Below are 24,840 nucleotides of genomic sequence, written 5' to 3'. Positions count from 1 at the left end.
AAGCACGACACAGATGAGGACACGGATACACGGATTAATTATCGAACGTCAGGCAGATGTTACAGTCGTTAGTTATTTGTTAGTTGCTACCAATTCCCAATTCCCAATTCCCAATTCCCAATTCCCAATTCCCAATTCCCAATTCCCAATTCCCAATTATTAAATTATGTCAAAAATAGGCGTTGCAGTAGTCGGTACAGGTTTCGGTCAAAAAGTACACCTTCCCGGATTCCAGGCCCATCACCGGACAGAGGTTGTGGCTGTTTACCACCGGAATTTAGACAAAGCAAAGGATCTCGCCTCTACCCACAATATCCCCTACGCTTGCGACTCGATCGCCGATATAGTAGCCATCCCAGAAGTAGCGGGTGCCAGCATTTCCACACCGCCATTTTTGCATTTTGAAATGGCAAAAACCGTCTTGGAAGCAGGCAAGCATTTATTATTAGAAAAACCTACAGCCCTGACGGCAAATGAAGCCAAGGAACTTTACCGATTGGCCAACCACGAATCTCAAACCGATTTTAAAAAGGGTGGTTCGAGAGCAATTGCCACAATGGACTTTGAGTTTCGCTTCATCCCCGCATGGCAAATGCTAGCAGAATTATTGGTAGCAGAATATGTGGGAGAAAAGCGTTTAATTAAGATTGATTGGCTGGTGTCGAGCCGCGCTGATGCGAGTCGCCCCTGGAATTGGTACGCGCAAAAAGAGCGAGGCGGCGGAGTTTTGGGTGCGACAGGTTCTCACGTTTTTGATTATATTAGCTGGCTGTTCGGCCCGCCCCAGCGGCTTTCGGGGCAATTGATTACAGGAATTTCGGCGCGACCATATCCGAATGATTCAGGAAATTTAAAATTAGTTGATGCAGATGATTCGTGTACGTTGATGTTGGAATTAGCCGGGGGAACTCCTTGTCAAGTGTGTTTGAGTTCTGTTACTTATCAAGGGCGAGGACACTGGGTGGAAATATACGGGAGTAAGGGTACATTGGTGTTAGGAAGCGACAACCAGCAAGATTACGTCCACGGATTTCGCTTGTGGGGTTCCCATGGCGGAGAACCTTTAGCTGAAATCAAAATTCCTCAAAGATTGGAGTTTCCTCAAGTTTATCCAGACGGGAGGATTGCACCGTTTATTCGAGTAATAGATAGGTGGGTAGAAGCAATAGATGCCGGTAAATCCTTGATACCGTCCCTCAGAGAAGGGGTTTACTCGCAGTTGTTGATGGATTTGACTCAGGAGTCGAATGCTACGGGAACTTGGGTAGATTTACCGAAGATAGATAAATTTTTGGGCACTAAGTAAAAGTAAAAACTCCCAAAGCAATCTCACGCACTCGATCGCACCCCAAACCCGATAAACTACGAATAGATAAACTCGATCCAACCCTATATCCAGAGTCGGTAGTTGTGAATGGCGCGCCCTGAAAGTCCTTGCCTCAGTATAGCGATCGCTCGCCTGAGAACCGCTGGGGCAAACCATTTTGCCACTTGGGTTCTACAAGCTCCTTATCCCAGCGGGTACGTTCACCACGACTGTATGTGGCCCGATACCCTATCCCAATCTTGGAAAGCTTGGCAGGAAATGTTTTCGCCCTCCGGGACAATTCACGAATTGCCCCTAAATCCTGATGGCAGTTTCGTGCCGGAAAACAACAAGAATATACTGGCAGAAACTGAACAACGAAGCCCTCAGTCGCTAGACCTCGCTCCAGCGACCCCCTCTGTGCCGCTCCACCTCGGTCAACAGGGGTGGGGCCACAAGGGGGATCAGCATCCGCCTCAGCCACCCGCCAGCTACAGCAGCCGCCTGATGCAGCATTTGGGGATTAATCTTTGGCAGTGGCTGTTTGAAGGGCCGATTCAGGGTAGTCTCCAGGAAAGTAAAGGTATCGCGATCGGGCAAAATCTACCCCTGCGAGTACGCGTAGACTTGCGCGAACCCTATTTAATTGCTTTGCCTTGGGAAATTATGCAGCCTCAAGCCGGTCAACCGGCAATTTCTCTGTCGCAGCAACTGCTTTTCAGCCGCACTACCAGCAATGTTGAGCCTTTGCCACCCCTGCGTCCTGCGGAGTCGCTCAACATTTTGCTAGTTTTGGGACAAGCAGAACCCGGCCGCGGTGCTAATTCTCAATTTTCCAGAAACAATAACGGTCATTTGCAGTTGGGAGAAGAAGCACTCGCCTTAGCTGGCGTTCTCGAAAGCGCTTTTCAAACCGACGACAGCGGCAAATATTCTGACATCAGCGTTCCGACTCGCGTCGATACTCTAATCGAACCTACTGCGGCGGAACTAATTTCTCGGTTGGAAACGCAAGCTTACAACATTCTGTTTTACGCCGGCCACGGGATACCGGGCCCAGACGGCGGCTTGCTGTTTTTGGGGCCGGACACCGCGATTAATGGCACTGAACTGGCTCAGGTTTTAGTTCGGTGCCGCGTGACTCTGGCGGTGTTTAATGCCTGCTGGGGAGCTCAGCCGGCGGTGGAGAGGTTGTACTCAACTAAGGGCCAGCAACAGGCGATCGCCCGAAGCAGTTTGGCTGAGGTACTGATCCATCACGGGGTGCCTGCGGTGTTGGGGATGCGAGACTCGATCGCAGATCGCGAGGCCCTGAGTTTTATCCAAAGTTTTGCTCAAGCTTTGGCCGGGCGGATGTCGGTCGATCGGGCAGTCGCCGTCGCCAGACAGCAGCTACTGACGCTTTACAAGTTCAATCAACCGGCTTGGACGCTGCCTGTGCTGTATATGCACCCGGAGTTTGACGGTCAACTAACTGAGCCGGTAGATGACCTCAAAACAGACTTGCCTTTAAATTCTTCTACTTGGCTGGGACGCTTACCGTCTTGTGCTTATTTGCGGGGGCGCGATCGACCAAATGCCAAATCCACCGACTCGACCAATCAGGTTTGGCCGATTCGCGCAGGTATGGTTCGAGTCGGGCGCTGGGAAGAAAACGACGTAGTGATTCGAGAACAGTGGGTTTCTCAAAAACACGCCGAGATTTTCTGCAGAAACACTATCGGAGATAGCCGGGAAGAACCTAGCTACTTCTTGCGCGATTTTTCTCGCTACGGGACTCTAGTTTTGGGATCTGAGGGATGGCAGAGAGTTCACCACCAAGAATTGCTGCTACGCAGCGGGACTCAGCTAAAATTTGGCAGTTCTCAAGGTCAGATTTTTGAGTTCACTATTGAGGTTCCTAAAACTTCGGGCTACAGTGAGACTGATTGCGGAACGAATTAAGGTGCAGGTGTAGCTAATGAAGGCAAGGAGCGAGCGACACAGCAAAGTTCTGTTGAGTCTCCAGTCTGAATTTAAAAGAGTTACTTACCAGTGATAGCTCGCAACTAGCTCTTGGCACAGTCCCCCTTCTGTCTTTTCCTTTTCCCACTTAGGTATTACATCATGGCTACCCAATCTCCTGATTCTGAATATTTTCGCGACTCTCAAACTCAGGCCCAGATGGAACTTCTCGCCACAATTGTTCAGACTGATGTTGCTTACCCCTGGAATCCTGCACAGCTTGAATCAGAATCTTATTTGGCCGCCCTAGAGCAGGAATTTGCGCTGTCTGATTCCTTGAGCGACAGCGATATTGCCCTGAAGTCGCAAGTTTTATTCTCGCAATTAGAACAAGTTTGGCTGACGACTGCTCTGCAAAAGTCTTTGCGCGAGAAATTTGCTCGCGTTCCTCAAGATTTTCTGGCCAGCATCGCTCAAAGCGTGCAAAACGCAACTGTTAAGTATCAATCTTTAGCTGACCAAATGGTAGAGTGCGTGCTAGATATTTTGCCTCAGTGGGCTGAGGAAGATTTGCAGGTGTTGGCACGTCCTTTGGCTTATGCCATGCGAGATGTTGATTCGGAAGGGGGGGAATTAGTCATGGCGACTAAAAGACCTTGGGCCCAATTGTCGGAAATAGAACAAGCCAGAGTTAGTTTGGCTGTCGCCCGCTATGCAATCTCGCAATTAGAAATTGTTGATTAGTTCTGTGATGGCTGGGTTTTTGTGCTGCGATCGCGGTAATTTTTTTAAATTAATATAAAATTAATCTACCTTTAGTTAGATGTCTAATTCGTCTAATTGTTAAATCATATGGATTGCTATAGTTTGATATAGCAATCCTATTTAATTTGTAGACAAGATAATTTTTTTTTGAACTATAGCAAGCGCGCCAGACGGTTAGGACTGAGATGTGGCAGCATTTTCAATAAGCTTTTTATGGGTGGCGTCGCAGAAACGGCCCACAAGAAATATTTTTTATTGTGGAACCGGCCCGAAAGCCTGTTGGTGACATTGCTGCAAGATATAAGTTAGGACGTTCTTAATTGCTGAAATCCTTGCCGAAGATTGCTTCTGACTTCTCTCCTAGATAACTAAAGCCTTTTTCCTTCTTCCTTCTGCTATATTTTGCCAGGTTTGGACTCGCTTAGCAGTTTGGCAACAGCAAGCAAGATGAATTATCATGCAATGGTCAGAATGTTAAAAAATGTAAATATAGTAATGGGGGTGTGTCGGAATTTTCAACTGAATTAAAAAGTGGACAGCAGGAAACCCTTACGTTGCATGCACGATCGGGACTTTAAAATTATTTTATGACAACTTCAAGATTTGATCTTCAAGACTTGAAACGCCGCTTTGGGCGGATTTCGCGGGTGCCGGCGGCAACGCTAATCGTGTTGGGGGCGGTTGCTTTCGCAGGTGCGATCGCTGGAGCCTGGTTTGCCCGTGAAGGTACTGTCAGCGGTATTTTTGCCACAATCAACACTTGGCAACAAAACCCGCCTGTGTGGCTGCAAGTGCCTGCTACGAGCAAGATGTATTTGTTAGTGCCGACGATCGCACTTGTCTCCGTGGCTTTAGCTGCAATTAAAATTTCGCCTCAACCGCAGAAATGGTCGCGCGCTGTAGTAGTTGCAATAGTTCTGGCTTTAACCATTCGCTACGTTTTATGGCGATCGCTCGCTACTCTAAATTTAACCGATCCCCTCAACGGTATATTTAGCTTGGGGCTGTTTTTCCTAGAAATGCTACTGGTTTTCAACACCAGTATTCAACTGTATTTAATGCTGAGAATGAAAGACCGGCGTCGAGAAGCCGATCGCATGGCAGTTGCAGTTGAAGCTGGAAACTTCACCCCGGCCGTAGATATTTTTATCCCAACTTACAACGAACCGGCTTTTATTTTACGGCGCACTGTAATCGGCTGTCAAGCTTTAGATTATGCCAACAAAAAAGTATATTTGCTCGACGATACTAAGCGGCATGAAATCAAGTTGCTGGCAAAAGAACTGGGATGCGAGTATATAACCAGACCCGATAATATTCACGCCAAAGCTGGAAACATTAACCATGCCACAGCCCTAACTAATGGAGAACTAATTGTAGTTTTCGATGCAGATTTTATTCCCACTAAAAACTTTTTAAGTCGAACAGTTGGATTTTTTCAAAATCCCGAAATCGCCCTCGTTCAAACACCGCAAAGCTTTTACAACCACGACCCCATCTCCCGTAATTTAGGTTTAGAAAATGTACTCGCGCCGGAAGAAGAAATATTTTACAGGCAAATTGAAATCATCAAAGACAGCGCCGACAGCGTGGTTTGTTGCGGTACATCTTTTGTAGTGAGGCGGAGCGCTTTAGAAGCAGCGGGAGGCTTGGTCACAGATTCAATCTGCGAAGATTATTTTACCGGAATTCGGCTGTCAGCAACCGGATATCGCTTAGTTTATTTAGATGAAAAATTGAGTGCTGGTTTGGCGGCTGAAAATATAGAGGCTCACCTAAATCAAAGGCTACGCTGGGCGCGAGGCACGCTTCAGGCATTTTTTATTGATTCCAATCCTTTAACAATTCGCGGTCTCACATTCGTACAAAGGCTGTCTCATTTGGAAGGATTGCTGCACTGGTTTACCAGTTTAACCAAGGTTTTATATCTGTTGATACCTTTAGCTTATTCATTTTTCGACATCATTCCTTTGCGAGCAAGTGCGCGGGAATTGCTGTACTTTTTCCTGCCTTACTATTTGGTGCAACTTACTGTGTTTTCTTGGCTGAACCGCCGATCGGGATCGGCTTTGCTTTCGGATATTTATTCGTTCGTCCAGTGTATTCCTTTAGCGGTGACGGTAGTGAGTTCCATGCTGAATCCCTTTGGGAAGGGGTTTCAGGTGACGCCAAAAGGAATTGCGAGCGATCGCTTTCGTTTTAACTGGAAATTGGGATGGCCTTTGATTGTTTTGTTTGCAGCTACAGCATTCAGTTTGTGGCACAACTTAAACATTAATTTAGTAAAAAATGTGGACACCGTACAGTCAATATCAGAAAGTGCACATTTGTCAAAAGGAATGAGTTTGGGATGGATTTGGAGCGCTTACAACCTGCTGATGCTGGGGATTGCATTACTGATTTTGGTGGATATTCCTAAGCCGGACATTTACGAATGGTTCAATTTACGCAGGGTTGTACAATTGAATATTGGCGGTCAAAGTTTTTGGGGTGTAACCACTGTTATTTCGGAAAGTGGCGCTGAAGTTGCTTTGACGCAGTGGCCAAGTTTTGCGGTGAAAAATAAAGGCAGTAAAGAAAGTTTGACAGCAGCAGAGATTTTGCCAAAATATGCCTTTGAGACAAGTTTATCCCAGGGTAAAATAAAAGCGCTCCCTCGCAGTGCGGCAGTCAAGGCAAGAAGATCGCTAGCGCCCTCTGTTGTTGAGTTGGGCACGGAGAGTCGTTTGGCTAAAGGTTTGATTGATTGCGATTCGGCGACTCTGAAAATTATGGAAGAGAACTGTTTTATTCCTGTGGCTAAGATTGAGTTGGTGAGCGATAAATCTCACTTGGGGTCTAGTTTTCGGGATGGAAAAGAGTGCAGTTTTGTGGAATTTCCCACTGTGCGAATTGCGTTCGATCGCCTGAACATTAGCCAGCACCGCTGTTTGATTGAAATGCTGTACTGTAGGCCGGGCCAGTGGCAGCGGCAGGAAACTCCCGGAGAATGGCGATCGTTGTGGCTGTTGTTGAGAATTGCTTTGAAACCGAGGGCTGTTTTTGAGAGGAATAGGTCAGTTAGACCGATCGGAGTTTCGCAATTTTAGATATAATTTCCCTCCGGGGCGGGTTTCACCAAACCTTTATCGCGCCAACAAACAATCCCATCAAGCTGCCCCCGCCAAGGAACAATGGTAGATTTTACATACACAAATGACCAGAACTTGTTTTTTAATTAATCGGCACAAACTCGTAACCGTAACTGGTGCGATTTCCGGGTTTAACAGTTACTAACTGAACTGCGCGATTACGATCGCCCGAAGGTAAAAACCGAATCGGGCCGGATGCTCCTTTTGCCGAAAAATCTGACGCCGATAAAGCTTGTTGAATGCCTGTACGAGTCGGATTGCGCCCTAAACCGGCAATTAACGCTGTCGCCGCGTCGTAGGCTAAAGCTGTGCGCCAACTGACTTCAGCATTCCAAAGTTGTTTGGATGTTTGGGGAAAGTTTGACTGCGGATCTGCGAGAATGTGCCAAGGAACAGCCAGCACCATATCTGTTGCTCCTGCGCCACCGATTTGCAGTGTTTTAGCAGTATAAACATCGTCTCCTGCGAGTAACGGCAGGCGTTTAGCGTTGACTTGCACTACTTGTAAAGCTTGGTCTAGCGTGGCGGTATTGGCTGCTAACATAATCACTTCTGCTCCCTGGGCGATCGCAATTTTAAAGCTCTCGGTAGCATTAAAATTGCCCTTAGCAAAGTCAAATTCCGATACTACTTGTCCGCCATCTCCGTAAAGAGCCGTCGTGAATTCACTTTTTAAAGATTTGCTATAATTGCTAGCAGAATTAAAAAATACAGCAGCTTTTTTCTTTTGCAATTTTGTCAGCATATAGCGGGAAAGAGAATTCGCAGCAAATCGATCGCTCGGCACTGTCCTAAATATGTTGCTGCCAATTCCTGACAGTTGCACAGACGTACTGATCGGAGAAATTGCTACTAATTGATTTTGCTGGTAAATCTTGCTGGCTGCTAGCGTTGCGTCAGAACTAAAATGCCCTATCACTCCTAAAATTTCTGAATTATTTGCTAAAGCACTGGCAATTTGCGAGGCCGTCTGTGGGTTGTCGTCGTCGTTAGCAATTAGCACTTTTAATCGAGTACCGTTAATCCCGCCACTTTGGTTAATTTCATTTTGAGCTTGAGCGACGCCCCGCAGCATTTCTTGAGCACCATTGATATCGCTGCCAATGGGAACTGCGACGGCAATTGTGTAGGATTTTTGGTTGCCGATGCGGGCGTTGTTGAGGTAAATTAGTGCTTCGGGATCGTTGCGATTGGTGTTCAGCGAAGCTTGTAAGTCGGAAATAGCTGCGTTATAGTTGCCAGATGCGATCGCCTGTACTGCTGCTTGTTTGGTTGTTGTTGCTTGCTCGGGAATTAACAGTTTTTGTCCGGCACTCAGACGCTGCCCAATTGCCTGCTCTGACTGCGGGGAATTTCCCGTCGGGGACTTGGAAAATGTCTGATTTTGGGGTGATGAACCTCCGGCATTGATGCCACCGCGGCTTGTCAGCCACCAAATACCTGCACCGGCTAGCCCGATCGTAATTAGGAGCGATAATACCAGAACAGCGGTTTCATTTTTTTGGGACATGGCTGCAGAATTTTAGATTTTAGGTTTTAGATTCAAAGAAGGAAGGAAGGAAGGAAGTTCGGCAACGAGCAATGTACGGGAGGTAGCGCATTTAATAACAAGTTTTCCTTCATTCAATAATTTATGTAGCAATTATTCTAATTGTTCTACTGGAGATAGATGATTTTTGGCTGACATATACATATATTTTAGCGCTTGGTAATTTATTTCTACTTGATATTCTACAATCTAGCTGCGTAGCAGCTTAGATGCCAGTGAGGTTGAGTGTGATACCTGCGGATTATCCCGTCTCTGAGGGTTTGGCTTGTTGTCGTATTTGGCGCTGCTGGGGGTGGGAGGCATTTCTGGTGTGATTTCTGCTGCTGTTTCACGCAGCGCGTATCCTGAGTCTGCGATCGGTGGGGGTGCGATCGGGGTGTTGTACAATTTGAGAATGATTCTTGTGGGGAATAGGGGTTAGCGTCCCACCTGCTGTAAAAATACACGCCTTCGGGCGAAGAGAGCCCATCCCACAAAACAATCCAAATCCTCCCGCTATTATGCAATGCCATAAATAGAGCTGTGGCGAGCGCGATCGTCACGTTATAAAAGCCTCTACCATCGGTGCTTATTCTGAGGCTTGCTGTGGCATCAGGTGGTTGTTTTGACCGTACCACAAGCTGATTGCTGCGAGCTATGCCGTCATCTAGGGCCACCAGCGAACCCGGTATTTTTCCTGTTTCTTTTTCCATCCTTGAACAGCTTGGTCGCGGCTACGAAGCCTGGAGTAAAGAGTCGCTGGCTTATAGCTTGCTTAACTTGTTGACTGCGGTTTTATTTGCGGTCATACTTCCTACTAAGCTAGAACAATCAGCTAAATATAGTTTGTTGCGAATCCTACTTTATAGGTTTTTTTATGTTGTTTAGCTTTTTGTAAACATTTTTGAGCCGTGCATATCACAATTATTTAATAAATTCTTTTTCTTAATTATATCTTTATTTTTTCGGCCTAACCTAGACAGTGGGGGAGTTTTTAATTATCCAGGAGCGGGGAAAGATTAAAGTTTTTTTAAGTTTGACAAAATAAAGGACATCTTTTGTAATATAAAGAATAAAGTTAAAAAAATTATAAAGACAAACTAATTGGATAAAAGTGTCGCTAAGGTAGTAAAAATGACGGTTGGTCAGAGAAAAAGAGTGTTAAGCTAGGCTAAGCTCAGTCAAAGCAAAACCTCGATATTTAATTAAGTTCGATCGATAACAACGGCTAAGGTAAATTCCATGGCAAACTCAGTTTTAAATCAGCCAAACGCAGCAGCAGGAGTGCAGTGGCAGCCAAAAGATATTATCCGCGGCCTAGTGTGGAAAATTGCGATCGCAACCTGGCTGTTAATGGCAGTAGGCAGCGCTACGCGAGTTATGAATGCGGGGCTCGCTTGCCCCGACTGGCCGCTGTGCTACGGTCAATTAATACCCGCAGCGCAAATGAATTTGCAAGTATTTCTGGAGTGGTTTCACCGATTGGACGCTGCGGCAATTGGCTTAAGCGCGATCGCACTTTTAGGACTATCTTTGTTTTACCGCAGTCGCCTGCCAAAATGGCTGCCTTGGGCGAGCGCCGGAGCAGTATTTTTAATCGTTTTTCAGGGCGTATTGGGCGGCTTGACAGTAACACAACTGCTGAGATTTGACATCGTTACCGCTCACTTGGGAACAGCTTTACTATTTTTTGGCGCCCTGCTAGTCATCGGTTTCATGCTGACTCCCTACGAAGCTACAGGAAATGTCGGCAAATTGGCTTGGGTAAGTTCGATCGCAGCATTGTTAGTTTACCTGCAAAGTTTGCTAGGAGCATTAGTAGGCTCTAGATGGGCACTGCACCAATGTTTGAGCTCCTCAGAATTGTGCTCGGTAATGAACAGCCACATCGCCGGTATCGTACCAGCTACAGCAGCGACTTTAGCCGTAGCAGTCATGGCTTGGCGGCAGCCTGCACTGAGTCCCAATTTGCGAAAACTGGCTAATTGGGCGAGTGTTTGCCTAATTGCTCAATTAGTTTTGGGATTGGCAACTTTCCGGCTGCACCTTCAGGTAGAACCGCTGACAGTCGCCCACCAAGCAGTCGGTGCTGCTTTGCTGGGAACCCTGATAGCTTTTAGTGTTTTAGCCTGGCGCGATCGAGTTTTATCAGCTTGAGAGATAAGACTAAAGTAAGAGGTGGCGGGTTTATTAATCCTTGTAGCTACACCAAATTTTTCTCGTAAAACCCGCCACTCCAACCTAATGACTAATGACGAATTCGCAAATAATTACTAACAGCTTACAACCGATGCAAGAAATCCTTACCAACGACAGCCCTCGCCTCCACGAAAACTTTTCGCAAGTCGTGAAAAGTTACTATCAACTAACGAAACCCAGAATTATTTTACTGCTGTTAATCACCACATCAGCAGGAATGTGGATGGCCGCCAAAGGAGAAGTAGACCCGCTATTGCTGGTATCAACTATTACTGGAGGTGCTTTAGCTTCCGCGTCGGCGAATACCATTAATTGTGTCTACGACAGCGACATCGATTATATTATGGAGCGCACCCGGTGGCGGCCGATTCCTTCCGGGCGTGTCAAGAAGCGGGATGCTTTGATATTTGCGATCGCCCTAGCTACAATATCCTTTACATTGCTGACAGTTGTTGCCAACTTATTAGCCGCATTGCTAGCAATGTCAGGCATCGTTTTCTATGTCCTAATTTATACCCACTGGCTGAAGCGTCACAGCGTGCAAAACATCGTCATCGGCGGTGCAGCAGGGGCGATTCCCCCGCTAGTTGGGTGGGCTGCGGTGACGGGAGATTTGAGTTGGGGTGCGTGGCTGCTGTTTGGGATTATATTCCTGTGGACACCGCCGCATTTTTGGGCATTAGCAATGATGATTCGCGATGAATACAAGGAAGTAGGCGTCCCGATGTTACCTGTAATTGAGGGCGACGAAGAGACAGCCCGCCAAATTTGGATTTACACGCTATTGATGATTCCTGCAACTTTGCTGTTAGTTTATCCCCTGCATTTAGCGGGCGCGGTGTATGCGGGAACAGCTATTTTCCTCGGTGCTATTTTTGCCCAAAAAGCTTGGTTGCTGTTGCAGACTCCCGAGGATAAGGCCGTTGCGCGATCGCTCTTTAAATACTCTATTCTGTACCTGATGCTATTGTGCGCTGGAATAGTGGTTGACAGTTTGCCTGTGACTCATAATTTCACTACTGCTTTTGTACAAAATGTGCAAACTTTGATTAGTGCAGTTGTGATGTAGTAATTAGTTAAATAGCAATTATTAAAATGAAACCCGCATCTAGCGGGTTTTGTTTATTTATGGTAAAATAGCGAGCCCCATTCTCCTATCTGCGTTAATCAGCGTTAATCAGCGGCTAAAAAAGAGCGAATACCTCTCCTGTCAATAACTGAGGATATTGTGATGACGTTACACGAGTATGATGTTGTTGCCTTGACCGCAGAAATTCAGGCAATCCATAAAGACACCTCTGAGCCAATTTTGCTCCGGCCAGGACAAGTTGGCACTATTCTCATGAGCTTTGACGATCGCGCTTATCTAGTAGATTTTGCCGATGCTCAAGGTAATACCTATGCAATGGAAACCGTTCCTTCAGGAAAACTCATGCAACTCGTTTATGAGCCACTTCCTGCCTACGCTTAACGCACAAATAATACTTTACAGAGTATTGAGCTGGAAATTGCGGTCGAGGAATTATATCGCGGTGTGAGTTTCGATCGATTGAGCAACGGGTAATTTTGACGTTCGATCGCAAGGTGCAAAATATTATATCCCTTGCTGCTTCTGGACCCACCGCTTCCAGGCCGCCTCTGATGCTTCTCTCACAACTAAGCTCAAATCACACTGATACAAGGCTGAACACGATAGAAAATTAATCTCTATAACGTAAGCCAAATTACCCGAACAACAGAGATCTAGAACCCAAATTGGGTCAGGCTGCCATTGTTGTTGCGCCACCGCTTCGGCTACTTGTCGCACAATCTCAGGCATTCCGGATTGATAGTAAGGTTTCTCAATCTGCCGATATTGAGAAGCACACAAGATTTGTCCTTGGGCAATAATCACTCGCCATTCTGCTTCAATGGACTGTTCCGGTGCAACCACCACCAAAATGTTCGGGTCTTCGAGGTAATGGCGTTTCATAAAACTGTCTAAGTCCGTCACTTCTCTAGGAGAATACAGACTACCTGCAAAAGGTTTAAGTGGACTGTTGGGACGGATAAACAAACGTTGGCTCTCCTCAAGATTGAAAAGTAATTTAGGCTTTTCAACCACAGAGGAAGACAACTCTGATAGTGGCAAAATATAACCCCCTGCATTCAACAGCCAAGGTTTAAGATGAGGATAATAGGCTGTGCAATGATAATGTTCAATAGTCCCGATAATTCCTGGTGTCCAAGACAAATCCCAACTGAGAATCTGTTCAGCTATATAGAGTGACCCATAGAAGATGACACACTCTGTTTGGGGAAAGAAGCGTTGATAGTCTGTTATGCCTCTGGTATAGTCAACAATCTTAACATTGTGTCCTTGCTTGCGAATCTCCGTTGCAAGTGGAGCCATAGAGCAGCCAAATACACCATCTTCTAGAATCCAGCTAACCATCTAGCTACCCTCGCCCAAGTCATATGGCCGATGAATTTATTATTGTAGCGCAAATTTCGACTAAAAACCAGGAGTGATCGCCGAGGAGACGCCTCTATTTCGCCTATTAATGAAAGGTGAATGCCATGCAAGCCAAACTTCAAGAACAACTTTCTCCTGCTGATGCCGAAGTCATTTTGAGACGCCTGTTAGAACGAATTCAAGCGGCTCCGATCGCGCGTGCTGCGGAAATTGAATATCCGATATCGTTGGCGGCTGCGATCGCCAAGAGGTGTCATTTATTTGCGGTTTCGTCCTCACACGCCGGAAGAACCAGCATCAATATTGTTAAATTTATTACAGACTGAAGGATTGCAATTTGAGGAACGGTTTACGGTGGTGGAGCGCGATCAAATTCGTCAACGCCCCCTACCTTAGTTATTGCCGGAAGCAAGTAGTTGTGTGGATTGAGGCAGGCTTTGGGTGACGCTGTTTCAGAGTATTGAGCTTGAAGTCGCGATCTAGGAATTATATCGCGGTGTGAGTTTGGGGTGATAAATGAAGTCAGTTAGAGACAAAGGTTTCAGACAATTATAACGAAAACGAGATAGAGGGAAAATTTCCGTATAACTAGGGATTAAGGTGTTATACGGAAAAGTTGTTTTTTCACCAGAGAGATAGATGGGAATTGTCCGTATATTTACAGAAATCCGTGTTGACTGGTAGAGACTCGATACAAGGTTGGGCGATCGCTTCGCGAGAGGAAACACAACGATCGCCCAATGCCAAACAGTCACTTGGATTGAGGCGAGCCTCCTTGCGTATTTGTGATTGTGGTAGCGTTGCCGGTCGTAGGAACCGTATTAACAGTTCTCACGACGGTCCAGGTTACAAAAGAGATAAAGATAAAGGCAAGAAAACCGAGAGTAGCGACATACGCTACGAGTCCAGCGCTATCGGCACCGTTACGGTTCTGATCAAGAAGTTTTCTTAAAAACTCGTAAAAAGAACGCTGTGACAATGGATCAGGGGACTGATTGGGCATATGATCGCTTGCTCCTACAATAAGTATGTTTGCGTATGTCCAAGTTTGGCGCTTAGAACATCTTAGAATGACTGTCTTTGTCTGAGAATAACTAATATGGCTAAGATTGTCAACCTTTGTCTGAGAATGTATAACTATAATTATGTAAAGTCGTCTGAATACTGTGGTGTAACTATGGCAAGTCGTTCATTGCGCCTATCTCCCGAAGGCGGTAAACGGGCAAAGGAAGCTGTAGCCTTCAAAAAACTGACCAAAGCGCAGCTAGCGGGGCAAGTTAAACTGTCTCGTGCCTCAGTTGCTAACTTCTTTGCAGGTCACCCCGTAGACCGTAATACCTTTATTGCAATCTGTACAGCTCTAGACCTTAGTTGGGATGAGGTGTTAGATGTTTCAGACAGTGCAAACAAGGTTGCCACTGAGAGTAATCTCGATGCCTTGGTTCAAGAAAATCGTAAGAGGGTAAAGCCAGTTATTGATAAGCATTGCAGCTCCATGAGGGTGTTGGATATGACTCACCCCGTGGAGTTGCTTGGTAGTCAAGGTATTTATACTCATGTCAATATTCTGGAAAAGATTTCAGGACGCAGGCGATTAGGGCTTACGGAACTATTACAAAAAGTTGATGCAAACAAGTTTGATCGCTTTGGATTATCTCAAATTGCTGAAGCACGGATACCTGGACTAGATGCAGCTAACCGTTATAGCAAGTTAGTGATACTAGGTAAGCCTGGAGCAGGGAAAACGACTTTCCTAAAATACTTGGCGATGAAATGCTTGGATGGAGAATTTCAGGCAGATCGGGTCCCTGTGTTTATTACTTTGAGGGATTTGGCAGAAGTTTCGCATAAACAGGATCTTATAGAATTTATCACTAACCAATATGGTGAAGAGCTAAAGAGCATTATTCAATATGGCAAAGCATTGATCCTATTGGATGGATTAGATGAGATTCGTCAGCAAGATGCTGCGATGGTTGTAAATCAAGTTCGCCAACTGTCTATGTCTTTCGCAGACAATCAGTTTATAATCACCTGTCGAACTGCAGCAATAAATTATGTGTTTGAACACTTTGTAGAGGTCGAGATTGCAGATTTTGACCCCGAACGAGTCAATACCTTTGTTAATAAGTGGTTTGGTCAAAAAGATGCTTCCAAAGCCAAGTCTTTGATCCGGAAACTTAATGATAATTATCATCTCAAGGCATTAGCATCTAATCCTTTACTGTTAAATCTTTTGTGTGTAATCTTTGAAGAGAGCGGTGACTTTCCCATAAACAAATCTGAATTATATCAAGAAGTAATAGATATTTGCCTTGAAAAATGGGATGCTCAACGAAATATTGAACGACATCAAATTTCGAGAAAGTTATCGGTCAAGCGCAAAGAAAATTTACTTAGTTATATTGCCTGGAAAACTTTTGAGCGCGGAGAATATTTCTTTAAACGACGAGATGTTGAGCAATATATCACAGAATACTTATCTAATTTAGCTGATTCAGAAAGCCATGAAAACACTCTAGACTTAGACAGTAGAGCGGTGCTTAGGTCTATTGAAGCACAACACAATTTACTTATAGAAAGGGTACGTGACATCTATTCATTCTCGCACTTAGCTTTTCATGAATACTTTACTGCCAAGAGTATTGTCTCTAGTATCATTTCCCATAAATCCGATCATGAAGCTCTGAAAGCATTCGTCAATCATGCTTCAGAACCATGTTGGCGAGAAGTCTTTATCCTAGCAGTAAGTATGCTAGCTAGTGCCGATAACTTATTGCTGCTAATGAAACAAGCTATAGATAAAACTCTGGCTCTTGATAATACGTTGCAACAGTTCCTCATCCAAGTTATGAAAAAGTCAGTCTCAATTAATATTGAAATTGAGCCTGTTTTAATTCGAGCTTTTGTTTTATCTCGTTTTCTCGATATCCCTTGTGATCTGCCGGGAAGCTTAGCTATAAACAAAGAACTCCCAGCTCCGATTGCTGTTGCTACTAAAGTTGATTTGCCGGAAGTGCTTCACTTCTCAGGGCATGAGCTTTTTTTAGACAATTCGTTATCTTCAAGCATGAATATGGACGAAAAAAAGAGCATCCATGCCAATCAAGTTTTAGACTCTACTTTAGAAACTAAGTTGGTTGTATTATCTGCTTGTGAGACTGGATTGTTTGAAACTTCTAATCCTGATGTTAAGCAGTTGTTGCAAGAATTCCCTAAAGAATTAAACCATTCAGTTCAGTCTCAAGAAATGAAAGATGAATGGTGGAACAAAGAGGGACGAAGCTTAGTTGAAAAGTTAAGGTCTATAGATAGTGAGGGACAAAGTGTATATCATGAACCATTCAATAATTACCAAAAAAAGCTTTTGAGGCAGTATTATGATGCAAACAATCTACTCGTAAGTTGTCTGAATAGTGACTGCTATGTAAGCCTAGCAGTCAGACAAGAGATTAAGGATACATTGCTTTTACCCATTGAAGAAATAGAGAAACAGATAGGACGTAAATCAGCAAAAAAGTAGGTTATGTGCCAAGGCTTTGCAACGATCGCCCTCTTTCCCTATCCTCAGAAAATAGAGCAACCGCCAAGGCTCAAATCTGAGCCCCCGCACCACTCTTGTTATCATTAAAATCAATGGCTGCAAAAGTCAGCTTAGACCATGCTTTCCCTCGTCTCACCCGAAAAATTTCAATTGCCTGCGGCTTCTGTAATACGCTTACCTGAAACCGGGCAACATTATCAGAGTTTGTACGATCGCCCTGGAGACGGCTCAATTCCGCGTCGGAAGTATCGCAACCGAGAAGTGCGGCCCGCTGTGTAGAAATTGCTCAGCAACGCAACACCAGCGCTGCGATCCGAGATTTGAAGCAACAACTAGCTAAGCGATAAGCGACGAAAGCGCATTGGCGATCGTGAATGTGCGCTACCAAGCTGATACTGACTTGAATTAGTAACTCCTCACAGAATTACTGCGACGAGAACCTAACTATAAAATTAATTCGACTGAATTTGCGAATTCAAAACTTTAGAAATTCGATCGCGCGTTTCCTCCAAATGAGCGCGCGTATAAGCATCAGCATTCCGATCCAAATTCCGAATACTCTTACTCAAACCCTCCCGCAACTGCCGCAACTCGTACCAAGCCAAACTCCGCGCATCCTCTGGAACACTGGTTTTTCGCAGCACCATTCCGATCAAAATTGCTAAATGTTCCCGCTGCAAAGAACGCCGAAAAGTTGAAATTTGCATCTTCTTTTCCGGCTGCAAAACCTCTTGCCAAATATCCTTTTGCACAGTATCCAACACTTCCGGCAACCTCAAAGCAGTTTCCGGCGACGATTTTAACTCGGCATCCCGCAGTCTCGCCAAGCGCGTCGGAGATAGCAAAACCCGCAATACAAACCGCTGCAAAAAAGTAATTCGATCGCCGATCGGGTAATCTAGAGGAAACACCAAAGCCGGACTTCCCCAGTGCTCCCAGCGCGAAGGCGCCAATTTGTTGAGCAATTCCGGCGCAAAACTAAACGCATCCGGGGCAAAAACGTACTTCTCTAATGTTGCTAAAGCTTCTCGCTGCTGAGAAAGTTCGATCGGCACAAACGGCAACTTCGCATTAGTATCTCCAGGGCGAATCCGGTTAAACGACTGCCCGCCGACGTACAAAGTAGCATTCATCACCTGGTTGACATAATACCCGAACACCGAATCAAACATCACCCGCAGTTCGTTATAACCGTCTTCCCCAACCGGAGTTCGCTTTTCTAAACGCTTCCACATCGCCCTAGCATTATCCAATTGCCATTGCGAATACCTCAGCATATTAGCGCTGAGATCGAAAGTATTTGCAGCGGGATCGAGAATATCAACAGAATCCTCATCCGGCGCGTAAGCTAATTGCTGTTCCGCAGCGCGGCTGGCAAGTTGTTGCAGCGCTGGTAAGTCGCTGTTGGGGTTTGCGCCGCCAATCACCTTGTAACCATACTCGATCGCCCAATCGTCATAAGGCCCTACAATCCTGGGAAAATAGTCGCCCTGTACAGTTCCCTGTGGTGCCAAATTAATCGGCACATAATCCATCACCGACGCTACCATACCTTGCGTGCGAGTTACCTGAGTATTGTTCAAATCCTCCGGTTGCAGCATCGTACTCCCGTGAAAATTGTGCCTCAAACCAAGAGTGTGACCGACTTCGTGCGCCGTCAAATATCTGATATATTCATTCACATAATTGTCAATTGTCGGACTGCTAGGCGCTGCATTGTCCAACAGATCCATTGACATTGCCCCCATCGCAAACTGTCGGCTCGATTCCAACCCAAAACACATATCCGAACTCGAAACCAACCGCGATAAAGGTGATCGCTTTTGCTCTTGGTATCTTTCTACCAAAGTCGGCAAATCATCAGCAATTCCACCTTGAGCATTTTCCCCGCTGCTTTTTCCTAAATCCCCATTTTCTAGCACATTCAAATAGCGAGAATACATCCCAAACTGACAGGGATTGGTATTAGAACCGTTTCGCCCTTGAAAACTCTTAGATAGCGATCTATTTTGTTCCACCAAAGACCGATAACCCTGTTTGATTTCCCGGACCACATTAGCATCCAACAGAATGTCAGCATCCAAAATTTCCCCCGTCAGCGGGTTAGTGCGAGACGGCCCGATGCCGGCAAACTGAGGCTCAAAAGAACTAGACCAGCGAATAGTATTGTAGCGAACGTCAGCCGGGTCCCATTTAGCATTGTCCGGCATTTGTTTGACCTGAACTGCCTCAGTAAAACCTGCCTTTTCAAAAGCTTTGTTCCACTCCAAAACGCCCTCGCGAATTGCGTTTCGGTATTCGGGAGGCACATTATTTTCAATCCAAAAGACGATCGGCTGTACCGGCGGCGACATCGGCGCCGTCGGGATTTGCTTTTGCAAATGCCAGCGATTGATATAGCGCACAAAAGGCTCCCGGCTGCTCTTGTCAGAAAAGTCCTTATATGCTGTAAGAAAATAGCCCACTCGCTCGTCCGCAAGTCTGGGGCGGTAGCCGTTATTTAGCGGCACTTCCGAGAAACTGTAGTGAATGCGGAGGTTAAAAGCCCGACTGTCAGGAACCGAAGGTAAATAGTTAAGTTCACTGTCATTATCGCTAGAAAAACCGTAAATAGAAGCAATTTCCACATTCAGCGGAAACGCTTTAACATCTTTAAAATAAGACTTGTCTTCATCGATCGAGTAAGAAGCGCCCAAAATCATCGGCAAAATCGCTTTTACCCCTGGTAAATCCCGCTTTTTGCTCATCAGCAAATCGCCTAAATCGATCAGCAGAGTTTGTCTTTGCGAATGAATGCTTTTGAGCGGCAAAGAATAGAGAATCGATTCGCTAAATCCCCGTTCTACCGAACCTGCTTGCGGGTCGCCCGGACTTGTGCGAAAATTTATATTTGGTATCACAAACTGCACGTTATTTTGGACGCGCCGCAGTTGAAACAAGAAATCGCCGATCGGCATTCCGCTCAAAATGCCCGCTTCCCCCAAACCCGATGCCAATGTCACAAAGCACAGGAACTTTTTGTCGAGTTGTTGCGGTTTAATTTCCAGATATACTTTATCAGTTGCTTGATTGCGGTAAAGGGTAAATAGTCCCTCTAACTTTTGTGCGTCTTGGACAACCTGTTCAAAGGGTGCCAGAGTTTGCTGTTCGCTACTTTGTTCGTTGCTGGGCGGCCCAGATGATAAAGCTAAAGGTAAAAAGAAACCTTTATACAAACTGAAACAGAAAAATGCTAAAGATAATATAAAAAATATCAAAGGCAGATTTTTTTTCGGAATTTTTATCTGTTGATTTTTGCTATTTTCAGGAAATATCAATCTTTTCATTGTTAGTATTTAGCCGCAGGAAAGAATAGTTTTGAGATGGTCGCGCCGAACTCGCAACGCTGGGAGCCTCTAACTTCTAAAATAGCTCAAAACTAAAAAGTCAAAACTACTGTTTCGCCGGCCAGGGAATCATGGGATCTTGAGCCAACCGCTTAGAAACTGCAACAGCACCGTAACGGTTGAGGTGGCTGGGATCGGAAAAAGATTCCCGCGCCTGGGGCCACAATAAACTATTATCTAGGAAAATTAGTCCGCTTTGAGCGGCTAATTCTTGCATATATTGCCGGAATTCTTGTTCGTAACCTGTCCGCACCGGGTCTAAATAATCTTCAGTCAGAGGCATATTCACAAACACGAGATTGATGTTGCGAACCTTGGTAAATTCGATCAAATTTTTGAGTGCTAGAGCTTGTTCGCCTATCAATTTAAAATTTTGATAGTCGGAGTCGTAATAACCAGATACTTTCGGGTGGCTCTGAAAGTAAGTATCAGGATTGAAGCGTATATCGATCGGCAAAAAGCCATTTGGTTGATACTCGCTGACTGGTTTACTAACAGCAGGTGGCGGGACATTTTCCGTTGTTTGTTCACCCAGGGCTGCGGTTTGGGGGCTGTCGGTTGCAACAGGGGCTGAGGGATTAACGATCGATCGCAAAAACCCTTTGAGTCGATCGCGCTTTTTGTAAATTGCAGAACCCTCAATCAACTTTTGACTCACCAATTGCTGAACGTTAGCTTGAGTTTGTCCCAAATTGTGCAGCAATTCCGTGGCAGTCGCCACCGGGTTGTTGGCGCTTTCCTTCGATGTTTCGGATTCTAATGGATTGGTGTGGATCAGAAAACTACCCCGGCTCAATTGCCTGTAACCTTCAGAAGAAGCGATCGCACTAAAAGTCAAATCCGGCCGCCCGCTGTTGAGAGCCCTCGCCCCGTCCGCCAACACCAGCAATTTCGGCAGTTGTTGCGGGGGCAAAATCCGGCGGACGATCGAATCTACAACCTGGAGAGTAGCTCCATTAACCCCAAAATTGTAAGCCCTCAGCCCCGGGTAGCCCGAAGCTGCCAAAGCGGTTTCCAAAACCGCCGGGTCGATACCCCGCAGCGCCCTCGAACTACCGACAATTAAAATATCCGGCGGTTTTTTGTGCAGGTGGATGTACTCTTGATAGCGCGCTATCTGCTCGTCAAGCTGCTGGCTCCTCAAAGTTGGGAACACCGCAGGAGCAGAAACATCAACTACAGGAACGCTAGTATTTCCCGGTTTCGTAAACCCAGAGCCATTAAAGGCTTCTTCCCGGTTCGCTGACGGCGACGGCTGCAACGGAGTTTGAGGCAAATTCACCTCCTCAGCAGGGGGAACGGGGTTGGGAGTTTCCTTCGGAAGTGGGGCTGTAACGTCTGCCACAGCCTTGGGGGATGAATTTTGACAATTTGGGCCGCTGCAAACTTCGGAAGCGCTAGGAGCTTGACTGACCGTCGCAGATTGCAGAAATAGACCCAGGAGCCAATCGGTATTGAAAGCCACCAGACAGCCGGCGATCGCCCAAATCAAAGCCATGCCGGCGGCGCGATCGGCTCTCACGCCCCCCGGCGCAGCAGCATTCGTTGATAAACCATCGTTGGGAACAAACAAACCCGAAGCTACAAGCGGTTGCACCGCAGCTTGAACTAACTGTTCGCCCAGATTGTATCCGGGGAGTCTGATTTTGAAACGCGGCCGCCAGGAGTTGGGCACCGGAGCATCGAACACCAAATTGTCGCCCAAACCCGAAAAACTCCCATCCTCCGCCGGCGCAAACTCCGGCACCGGTTCCTTTTCCAACACAGCCACTTGGGAGGGAACGGGTGCGGGTGCCGTCGCTGATGCCTCGTCAACAGCCGTTCTGAGGTCGATTGCGTAGCGCCACAGGGGCAGTTTCTGGCCGGCGCGGCGTCCGTAGACTCGCACCACTGCCACTCCCGGAATTTGTAAATGCCGCAAAAATTTCGCCACCGGGGGGCCTACCTTCGACTGAGAAGGGCAAGTCAGAGCTTCTGTCATGACGTGCAGCACGTTGGCTTTTTGCAGCACGACAGCCCGAATCCCTCCTGTTTCCAGCTTGCGCCTGAGATTGGGGTTGAGCAACCTGTTCAATAAAAAAGTCAGAGCCAATTGGTCGCCCTCGGCTGCCAGCATTCTGGCGCTTGCAGCCAAGTCGGGGTGGTGAGCGGCAGGCAAGTCCACCCAGTCTATCCACACGGGGGACTCTGGCGCCACCTGAGAGTCCTTGGCTGGTTCTACGCCGTAGATAGTAGCTGCGCGGATGCCTTGGGGCGCAAAGGAGGCTAACAAAGGGGCGATCGTATCGGTGGTTTGCTGCTTGTCCGGGTATTCTTGCCGTTTAGGCTTTTGTCCTTTTTTGGCAGTTTTGCTGCAAAACAGGTGGAGGGTTGCTTCTTTGAGGGTGGCCCGCACTTCGACTCTCGATGCAGCCAAGTGTTGATTTAGCAGTTTGGCGATCGACTGTACGTCTCCCCACCTGGCCCATTCCTTGAGAATTTTGTCCGGCGAAGTCAAATCCACCCGCAGCAGCCAGTCCGGCTTCGCTTCGCCGCTGACTTGGCTGGCGATCACCGCTTCCCGGAAATCCTCTAGTTGCAGTTTCCGTAGCCTGCCGGCGATGGGTTCTGCCAGCAATGAGGGGTCGGGGCTGTAAGCTGACTCGCACAGCACTAGCAGTCGACGTTCTTTGGGCTTGATATTTGCCTGCCCATTGACCGGTAAGGTTTCTCGGCTGCTTTTGAGTTCTTTTTCGCGAATGCTGACTTTCACCGAAACTCCCATCGGCCCGAGGATTTCGCTGAGATAGCTGGCGATCGCATCTGGATAGCCCCGGCGCGCCAACGTTTCCGGCGAAACCGTCAATGTTCCATCGCGATCGCCCTCGCCTGAGTCGGCTTCGGGGGATTGAATCAAAGCCACCGCGCCACGGTTCGCTTTCTGCTGCGGGGGAGGGCCGGAACTAAAAGCTTCCCGCGTCGCAGCCGCCGAAGTGTCGATCGTCACGGCGGAAGTTTCAAAAACTTCTGGGTATGGAATCCGGGAGGCGATGGGCAGACTTTCGGCGTCAAAATCCAGTTCTTCCCGTACTTGCGGCGCGTGGGCCGATCTTTCTACCGGTTTTGGTGTCTGTTTGAGTTTCTGGTTGTCATTCTTAAATTTGCCGAAAAATCCGCCTCTTTTAGGGCTGGCTGGCGTTTCGTGGGGGGAACTCGCTGGCGGCGGCACTTCGGCAACTTTTGGTTCCGGTTGCTGTGGCTGTTGCTGTCGCTTGGGACTGCTGCAATCGAGCCGGACTGTCCAGTCATTTTGTCTGGAACCGATTTTGCGGCCGCACAGAAACAACTGGTAAATTTTAGGTCGATCGGGCAGCAGTCGCGTTATATCAGTGTGTTCGAGGGCGTTGGTAAATCTCGCCGTCACCAATTCTTGAGACGGACACTGCGCTGCTTCGCACAAAATGTGCAGGTGATTTCCCCGCAAACGCGCTTGTACTTGAACTTCGGGAAGCCCTAAAGCTTCCCCGGCCCACTGCGACGCGCTCGATCGATTGTCTGCCAATATGCTCCCGTTCGCATTCAACATGAAACTCTAAATTTTGCCAAAGCTGGTTTTGTTTTCTAGAAATAGCACAGTTACAGATTTTACAGACAATTATTTGATTTGCCGAGCCTAACCGTTTTGTCTGGTTTAAGCCAGGCTGGACTTAGTGTCTTGCCTTGTATCCCCTCGGCTTGGAGCCGTTGGGGAATATTTTTTTGATAATACCTCGACATTTTGGCACAGATAAGTCCAAATTAAGCCAAGCAATAAGTTATTCGTCATTAGTCATATCGTTTCCGTTTGCATCCGAATAATAATTAGACCTCTCTCAGAATTCTTGTGGAACAGGCAGGATGCCTGTTCAAGACTGGCTTTTCTGGAAATGTCTATTATTTTCCGACTGTAGTGCTGTGGTTTCGTCATGCTCCCCGGAGACAGTCGCACGATCGATAGCATTCGGGGAGTATCCCGATTTTATACAAAGCGTTTTTTCCGAGTGCGAGCTTAATCTCTTGCGAGAAGATATTTATAGACTTGGCTATGCGGGGACGATCGCTTGCAGGATATCTTTCGTCGGATGTCACATGATTTGATCTCAGAAGTCATTAGTCACAAAGCAGCGGTCAAGATGATTATTTGCCTTGTAAACTGAGGATTACGGATTGACACAGGAGGAATTTATGCCGTCGGAAAACCAAGACTTGCTCAAAACTGAAACACCTAACAGTCCAAAGTTGCCAATTCCTTCAGATATTTTATTGAGCTTGGTCGCCTTACCCATGCTGGGCGGGTTGGTGGTGGCTAAAGCTGCTGCTGAGTTTGTTGCGTCGATCGGCGTTGAAAGCGAAGAAGTTTTTCGGGGCTCGCGCCTCCCCGTGCTCAACTTTCCTCAATCACAGGATTAGAAAGCCCAATGAATGATGCAGCAGCTAGAAGTTAAATTTTTTGACCCCGCCCAAAAACGGATACTGTGCCACGTACTTCTGTCGGGGAGAGAAAAAAATTTTCGACCCTTCGACAAGCTCAGGGCAACCCCCTAGTTCAACTTCCCAGATTCAT

At 46.6% G+C, this 24,840-nt stretch carries 17 protein-coding genes; 12 read left to right on the top strand and 5 right to left on the bottom strand.

What is annotated here, in order from left to right:
* Positions 1-166 precede the first annotated feature (166 nt).
* The 4 genes from QUA40_RS09900 to QUA40_RS09885 all read left to right on the top strand — a co-directional run bounded on the left by QUA40_RS09900 (position 167) and on the right by QUA40_RS09885 (position 7,104).
* Positions 167-1,306 carry a Gfo/Idh/MocA family oxidoreductase gene (locus tag QUA40_RS09900; protein ID WP_333124659.1) on the top strand — a complete coding sequence of 380 codons (1,140 nt, stop codon included), beginning with the start codon at positions 167-169 and terminating at the stop codon, positions 1,304-1,306.
* 108 nt (positions 1,307-1,414) lie between these two features.
* Complete coding sequence (locus QUA40_RS09895) at positions 1,415-3,250, top strand: CHAT domain-containing protein (RefSeq protein ID WP_333124657.1); 1,836 nt, start codon at positions 1,415-1,417, stop codon at positions 3,248-3,250.
* Positions 3,251-3,412: 162 nt separating this feature from the next.
* Positions 3,413-3,994, top strand: a complete 582-nt coding sequence (locus QUA40_RS09890) for a hypothetical protein (RefSeq protein ID WP_333124655.1) — start codon at positions 3,413-3,415, stop codon at positions 3,992-3,994.
* Positions 3,995-4,602: 608 nt separating this feature from the next.
* Entirely contained in the window at positions 4,603-7,104 is a 2,502-nt protein-coding gene (locus QUA40_RS09885) for a glycosyltransferase family 2 protein (protein ID WP_333124654.1), read from the top strand.
* A gap of 124 nt (positions 7,105-7,228) precedes the next feature.
* On the opposite strand, the gene QUA40_RS09880 is transcribed toward QUA40_RS09885, so the two are convergent.
* Complete coding sequence (locus tag QUA40_RS09880; RefSeq protein WP_333124651.1) at positions 7,229-8,656, bottom strand: ABC transporter substrate-binding protein; 1,428 nt, start codon at positions 8,654-8,656, stop codon at positions 7,229-7,231.
* Between the two features lie 221 nt (positions 8,657-8,877).
* Entirely contained in the window at positions 8,878-9,387 is a 510-nt protein-coding gene (locus QUA40_RS09875) for a hypothetical protein (protein WP_333124648.1), read from the bottom strand.
* Between the two features lie 529 nt (positions 9,388-9,916).
* On the opposite strand from QUA40_RS09875, the gene QUA40_RS09870 reads away from it, so the two are divergent.
* From QUA40_RS09870 to QUA40_RS09860, 3 genes are all read left to right on the top strand, one after another.
* Complete coding sequence (locus QUA40_RS09870; RefSeq protein ID WP_333124646.1) at positions 9,917-10,831, top strand: heme A synthase; 915 nt, start codon at positions 9,917-9,919, stop codon at positions 10,829-10,831.
* Positions 10,832-10,964: 133 nt separating this feature from the next.
* The gene (locus QUA40_RS09865) at positions 10,965-11,942 is read left to right on the top strand and encodes a heme o synthase (RefSeq protein WP_333124684.1); all 978 of its coding nucleotides are present in this window, start codon (positions 10,965-10,967) and stop codon (positions 11,940-11,942) included.
* Between the two features lie 162 nt (positions 11,943-12,104).
* A complete protein-coding gene (locus QUA40_RS09860; protein ID WP_333124643.1) occupies positions 12,105-12,344 on the top strand; it encodes a DUF4926 domain-containing protein in 240 nt (79 codons plus the stop codon).
* A 123-nt stretch (positions 12,345-12,467) separates the two neighbouring features.
* Here the strand turns inward: QUA40_RS09860 and QUA40_RS09855 are convergent, their stop codons facing one another.
* Complete coding sequence (locus QUA40_RS09855; RefSeq protein ID WP_333124640.1) at positions 12,468-13,307, bottom strand: ATP-grasp domain-containing protein; 840 nt, start codon at positions 13,305-13,307, stop codon at positions 12,468-12,470.
* Between the two features lie 125 nt (positions 13,308-13,432).
* On the opposite strand from QUA40_RS09855, the gene QUA40_RS09850 reads away from it, so the two are divergent.
* From QUA40_RS09850 to QUA40_RS09835, 4 genes are all read left to right on the top strand, one after another.
* Positions 13,433-13,654 (top strand): hypothetical protein, encoded by a 222-nt coding sequence (locus QUA40_RS09850; RefSeq protein WP_333124637.1) that lies wholly within the window; start codon positions 13,433-13,435, stop codon positions 13,652-13,654.
* 320 nt (positions 13,655-13,974) lie between these two features.
* Positions 13,975-14,280, top strand: coding sequence for a hypothetical protein (locus tag QUA40_RS09845; protein ID WP_333124635.1), 306 nt, complete (start codon positions 13,975-13,977; stop codon positions 14,278-14,280).
* A 225-nt stretch (positions 14,281-14,505) separates the two neighbouring features.
* Positions 14,506-16,851, top strand: coding sequence for an NACHT domain-containing NTPase (locus tag QUA40_RS09840; RefSeq protein WP_333124632.1), 2,346 nt, complete (start codon positions 14,506-14,508; stop codon positions 16,849-16,851).
* Between the two features lie 138 nt (positions 16,852-16,989).
* On the top strand, positions 16,990-17,151 hold the full coding sequence (locus QUA40_RS09835; RefSeq protein WP_333124629.1) for a hypothetical protein: 162 nt from the start codon (positions 16,990-16,992) through the stop codon (positions 17,149-17,151).
* Positions 17,152-17,324: 173 nt separating this feature from the next.
* Here the strand turns inward: QUA40_RS09835 and QUA40_RS09830 are convergent, their stop codons facing one another.
* Both QUA40_RS09830 and QUA40_RS09825 read right to left on the bottom strand, forming a co-directional pair.
* Positions 17,325-20,198 (bottom strand): zinc-dependent metalloprotease, encoded by a 2,874-nt coding sequence (locus QUA40_RS09830; RefSeq protein ID WP_333124626.1) that lies wholly within the window; start codon positions 20,196-20,198, stop codon positions 17,325-17,327.
* Between the two features lie 106 nt (positions 20,199-20,304).
* The gene (locus tag QUA40_RS09825) at positions 20,305-23,823 is read right to left on the bottom strand and encodes a hypothetical protein (protein WP_333124624.1); all 3,519 of its coding nucleotides are present in this window, start codon (positions 23,821-23,823) and stop codon (positions 20,305-20,307) included.
* A gap of 638 nt (positions 23,824-24,461) precedes the next feature.
* On the opposite strand from QUA40_RS09825, the gene QUA40_RS09820 reads away from it, so the two are divergent.
* Entirely contained in the window at positions 24,462-24,686 is a 225-nt protein-coding gene (locus QUA40_RS09820; protein ID WP_333124622.1) for a hypothetical protein, read from the top strand.
* The last annotated feature ends 154 nt before the right edge of the window (positions 24,687-24,840 follow it).

The sequence above is a fragment of the Microcoleus sp. Pol11C3 genome, assembly GCF_036701485.1.
Taxonomy (GTDB): Bacteria; Cyanobacteriota; Cyanobacteriia; order Cyanobacteriales; family Microcoleaceae; genus Microcoleus.
Note: the sequence above shows the minus strand (reverse complement) of the source record. Positions and strands in the feature narration are given on the sequence as shown.

Coding starts and splice junctions, on each gene's coding strand:
- QUA40_RS09840 (WP_333124632.1), top strand. CDS start 14,506: ATGGCAAGTCGTTCATTGCGCCTATCTCCCGAAGGCGGTAAACGGGCA.
- QUA40_RS09900 (WP_333124659.1), top strand. CDS start 167: ATGTCAAAAATAGGCGTTGCAGTAGTCGGTACAGGTTTCGGTCAAAAA.
- QUA40_RS09875 (WP_333124648.1), bottom strand. CDS start 9,387: ATGGAAAAAGAAACAGGAAAAATACCGGGTTCGCTGGTGGCCCTAGAT.
- QUA40_RS09825 (WP_333124624.1), bottom strand. CDS start 23,823: ATGTTGAATGCGAACGGGAGCATATTGGCAGACAATCGATCGAGCGCG.
- QUA40_RS09870 (WP_333124646.1), top strand. CDS start 9,917: ATGGCAAACTCAGTTTTAAATCAGCCAAACGCAGCAGCAGGAGTGCAG.
- QUA40_RS09835 (WP_333124629.1), top strand. CDS start 16,990: ATGCTTTCCCTCGTCTCACCCGAAAAATTTCAATTGCCTGCGGCTTCT.
- QUA40_RS09880 (WP_333124651.1), bottom strand. CDS start 8,656: ATGTCCCAAAAAAATGAAACCGCTGTTCTGGTATTATCGCTCCTAATT.
- QUA40_RS09890 (WP_333124655.1), top strand. CDS start 3,413: ATGGCTACCCAATCTCCTGATTCTGAATATTTTCGCGACTCTCAAACT.
- QUA40_RS09865 (WP_333124684.1), top strand. CDS start 10,965: ATGCAAGAAATCCTTACCAACGACAGCCCTCGCCTCCACGAAAACTTT.
- QUA40_RS09820 (WP_333124622.1), top strand. CDS start 24,462: ATGCCGTCGGAAAACCAAGACTTGCTCAAAACTGAAACACCTAACAGT.
- QUA40_RS09895 (WP_333124657.1), top strand. CDS start 1,415: ATGGCGCGCCCTGAAAGTCCTTGCCTCAGTATAGCGATCGCTCGCCTG.
- QUA40_RS09860 (WP_333124643.1), top strand. CDS start 12,105: ATGACGTTACACGAGTATGATGTTGTTGCCTTGACCGCAGAAATTCAG.
- QUA40_RS09850 (WP_333124637.1), top strand. CDS start 13,433: ATGCAAGCCAAACTTCAAGAACAACTTTCTCCTGCTGATGCCGAAGTC.
- QUA40_RS09885 (WP_333124654.1), top strand. CDS start 4,603: ATGACAACTTCAAGATTTGATCTTCAAGACTTGAAACGCCGCTTTGGG.
- QUA40_RS09830 (WP_333124626.1), bottom strand. CDS start 20,198: ATGAAAAGATTGATATTTCCTGAAAATAGCAAAAATCAACAGATAAAA.
- QUA40_RS09855 (WP_333124640.1), bottom strand. CDS start 13,307: ATGGTTAGCTGGATTCTAGAAGATGGTGTATTTGGCTGCTCTATGGCT.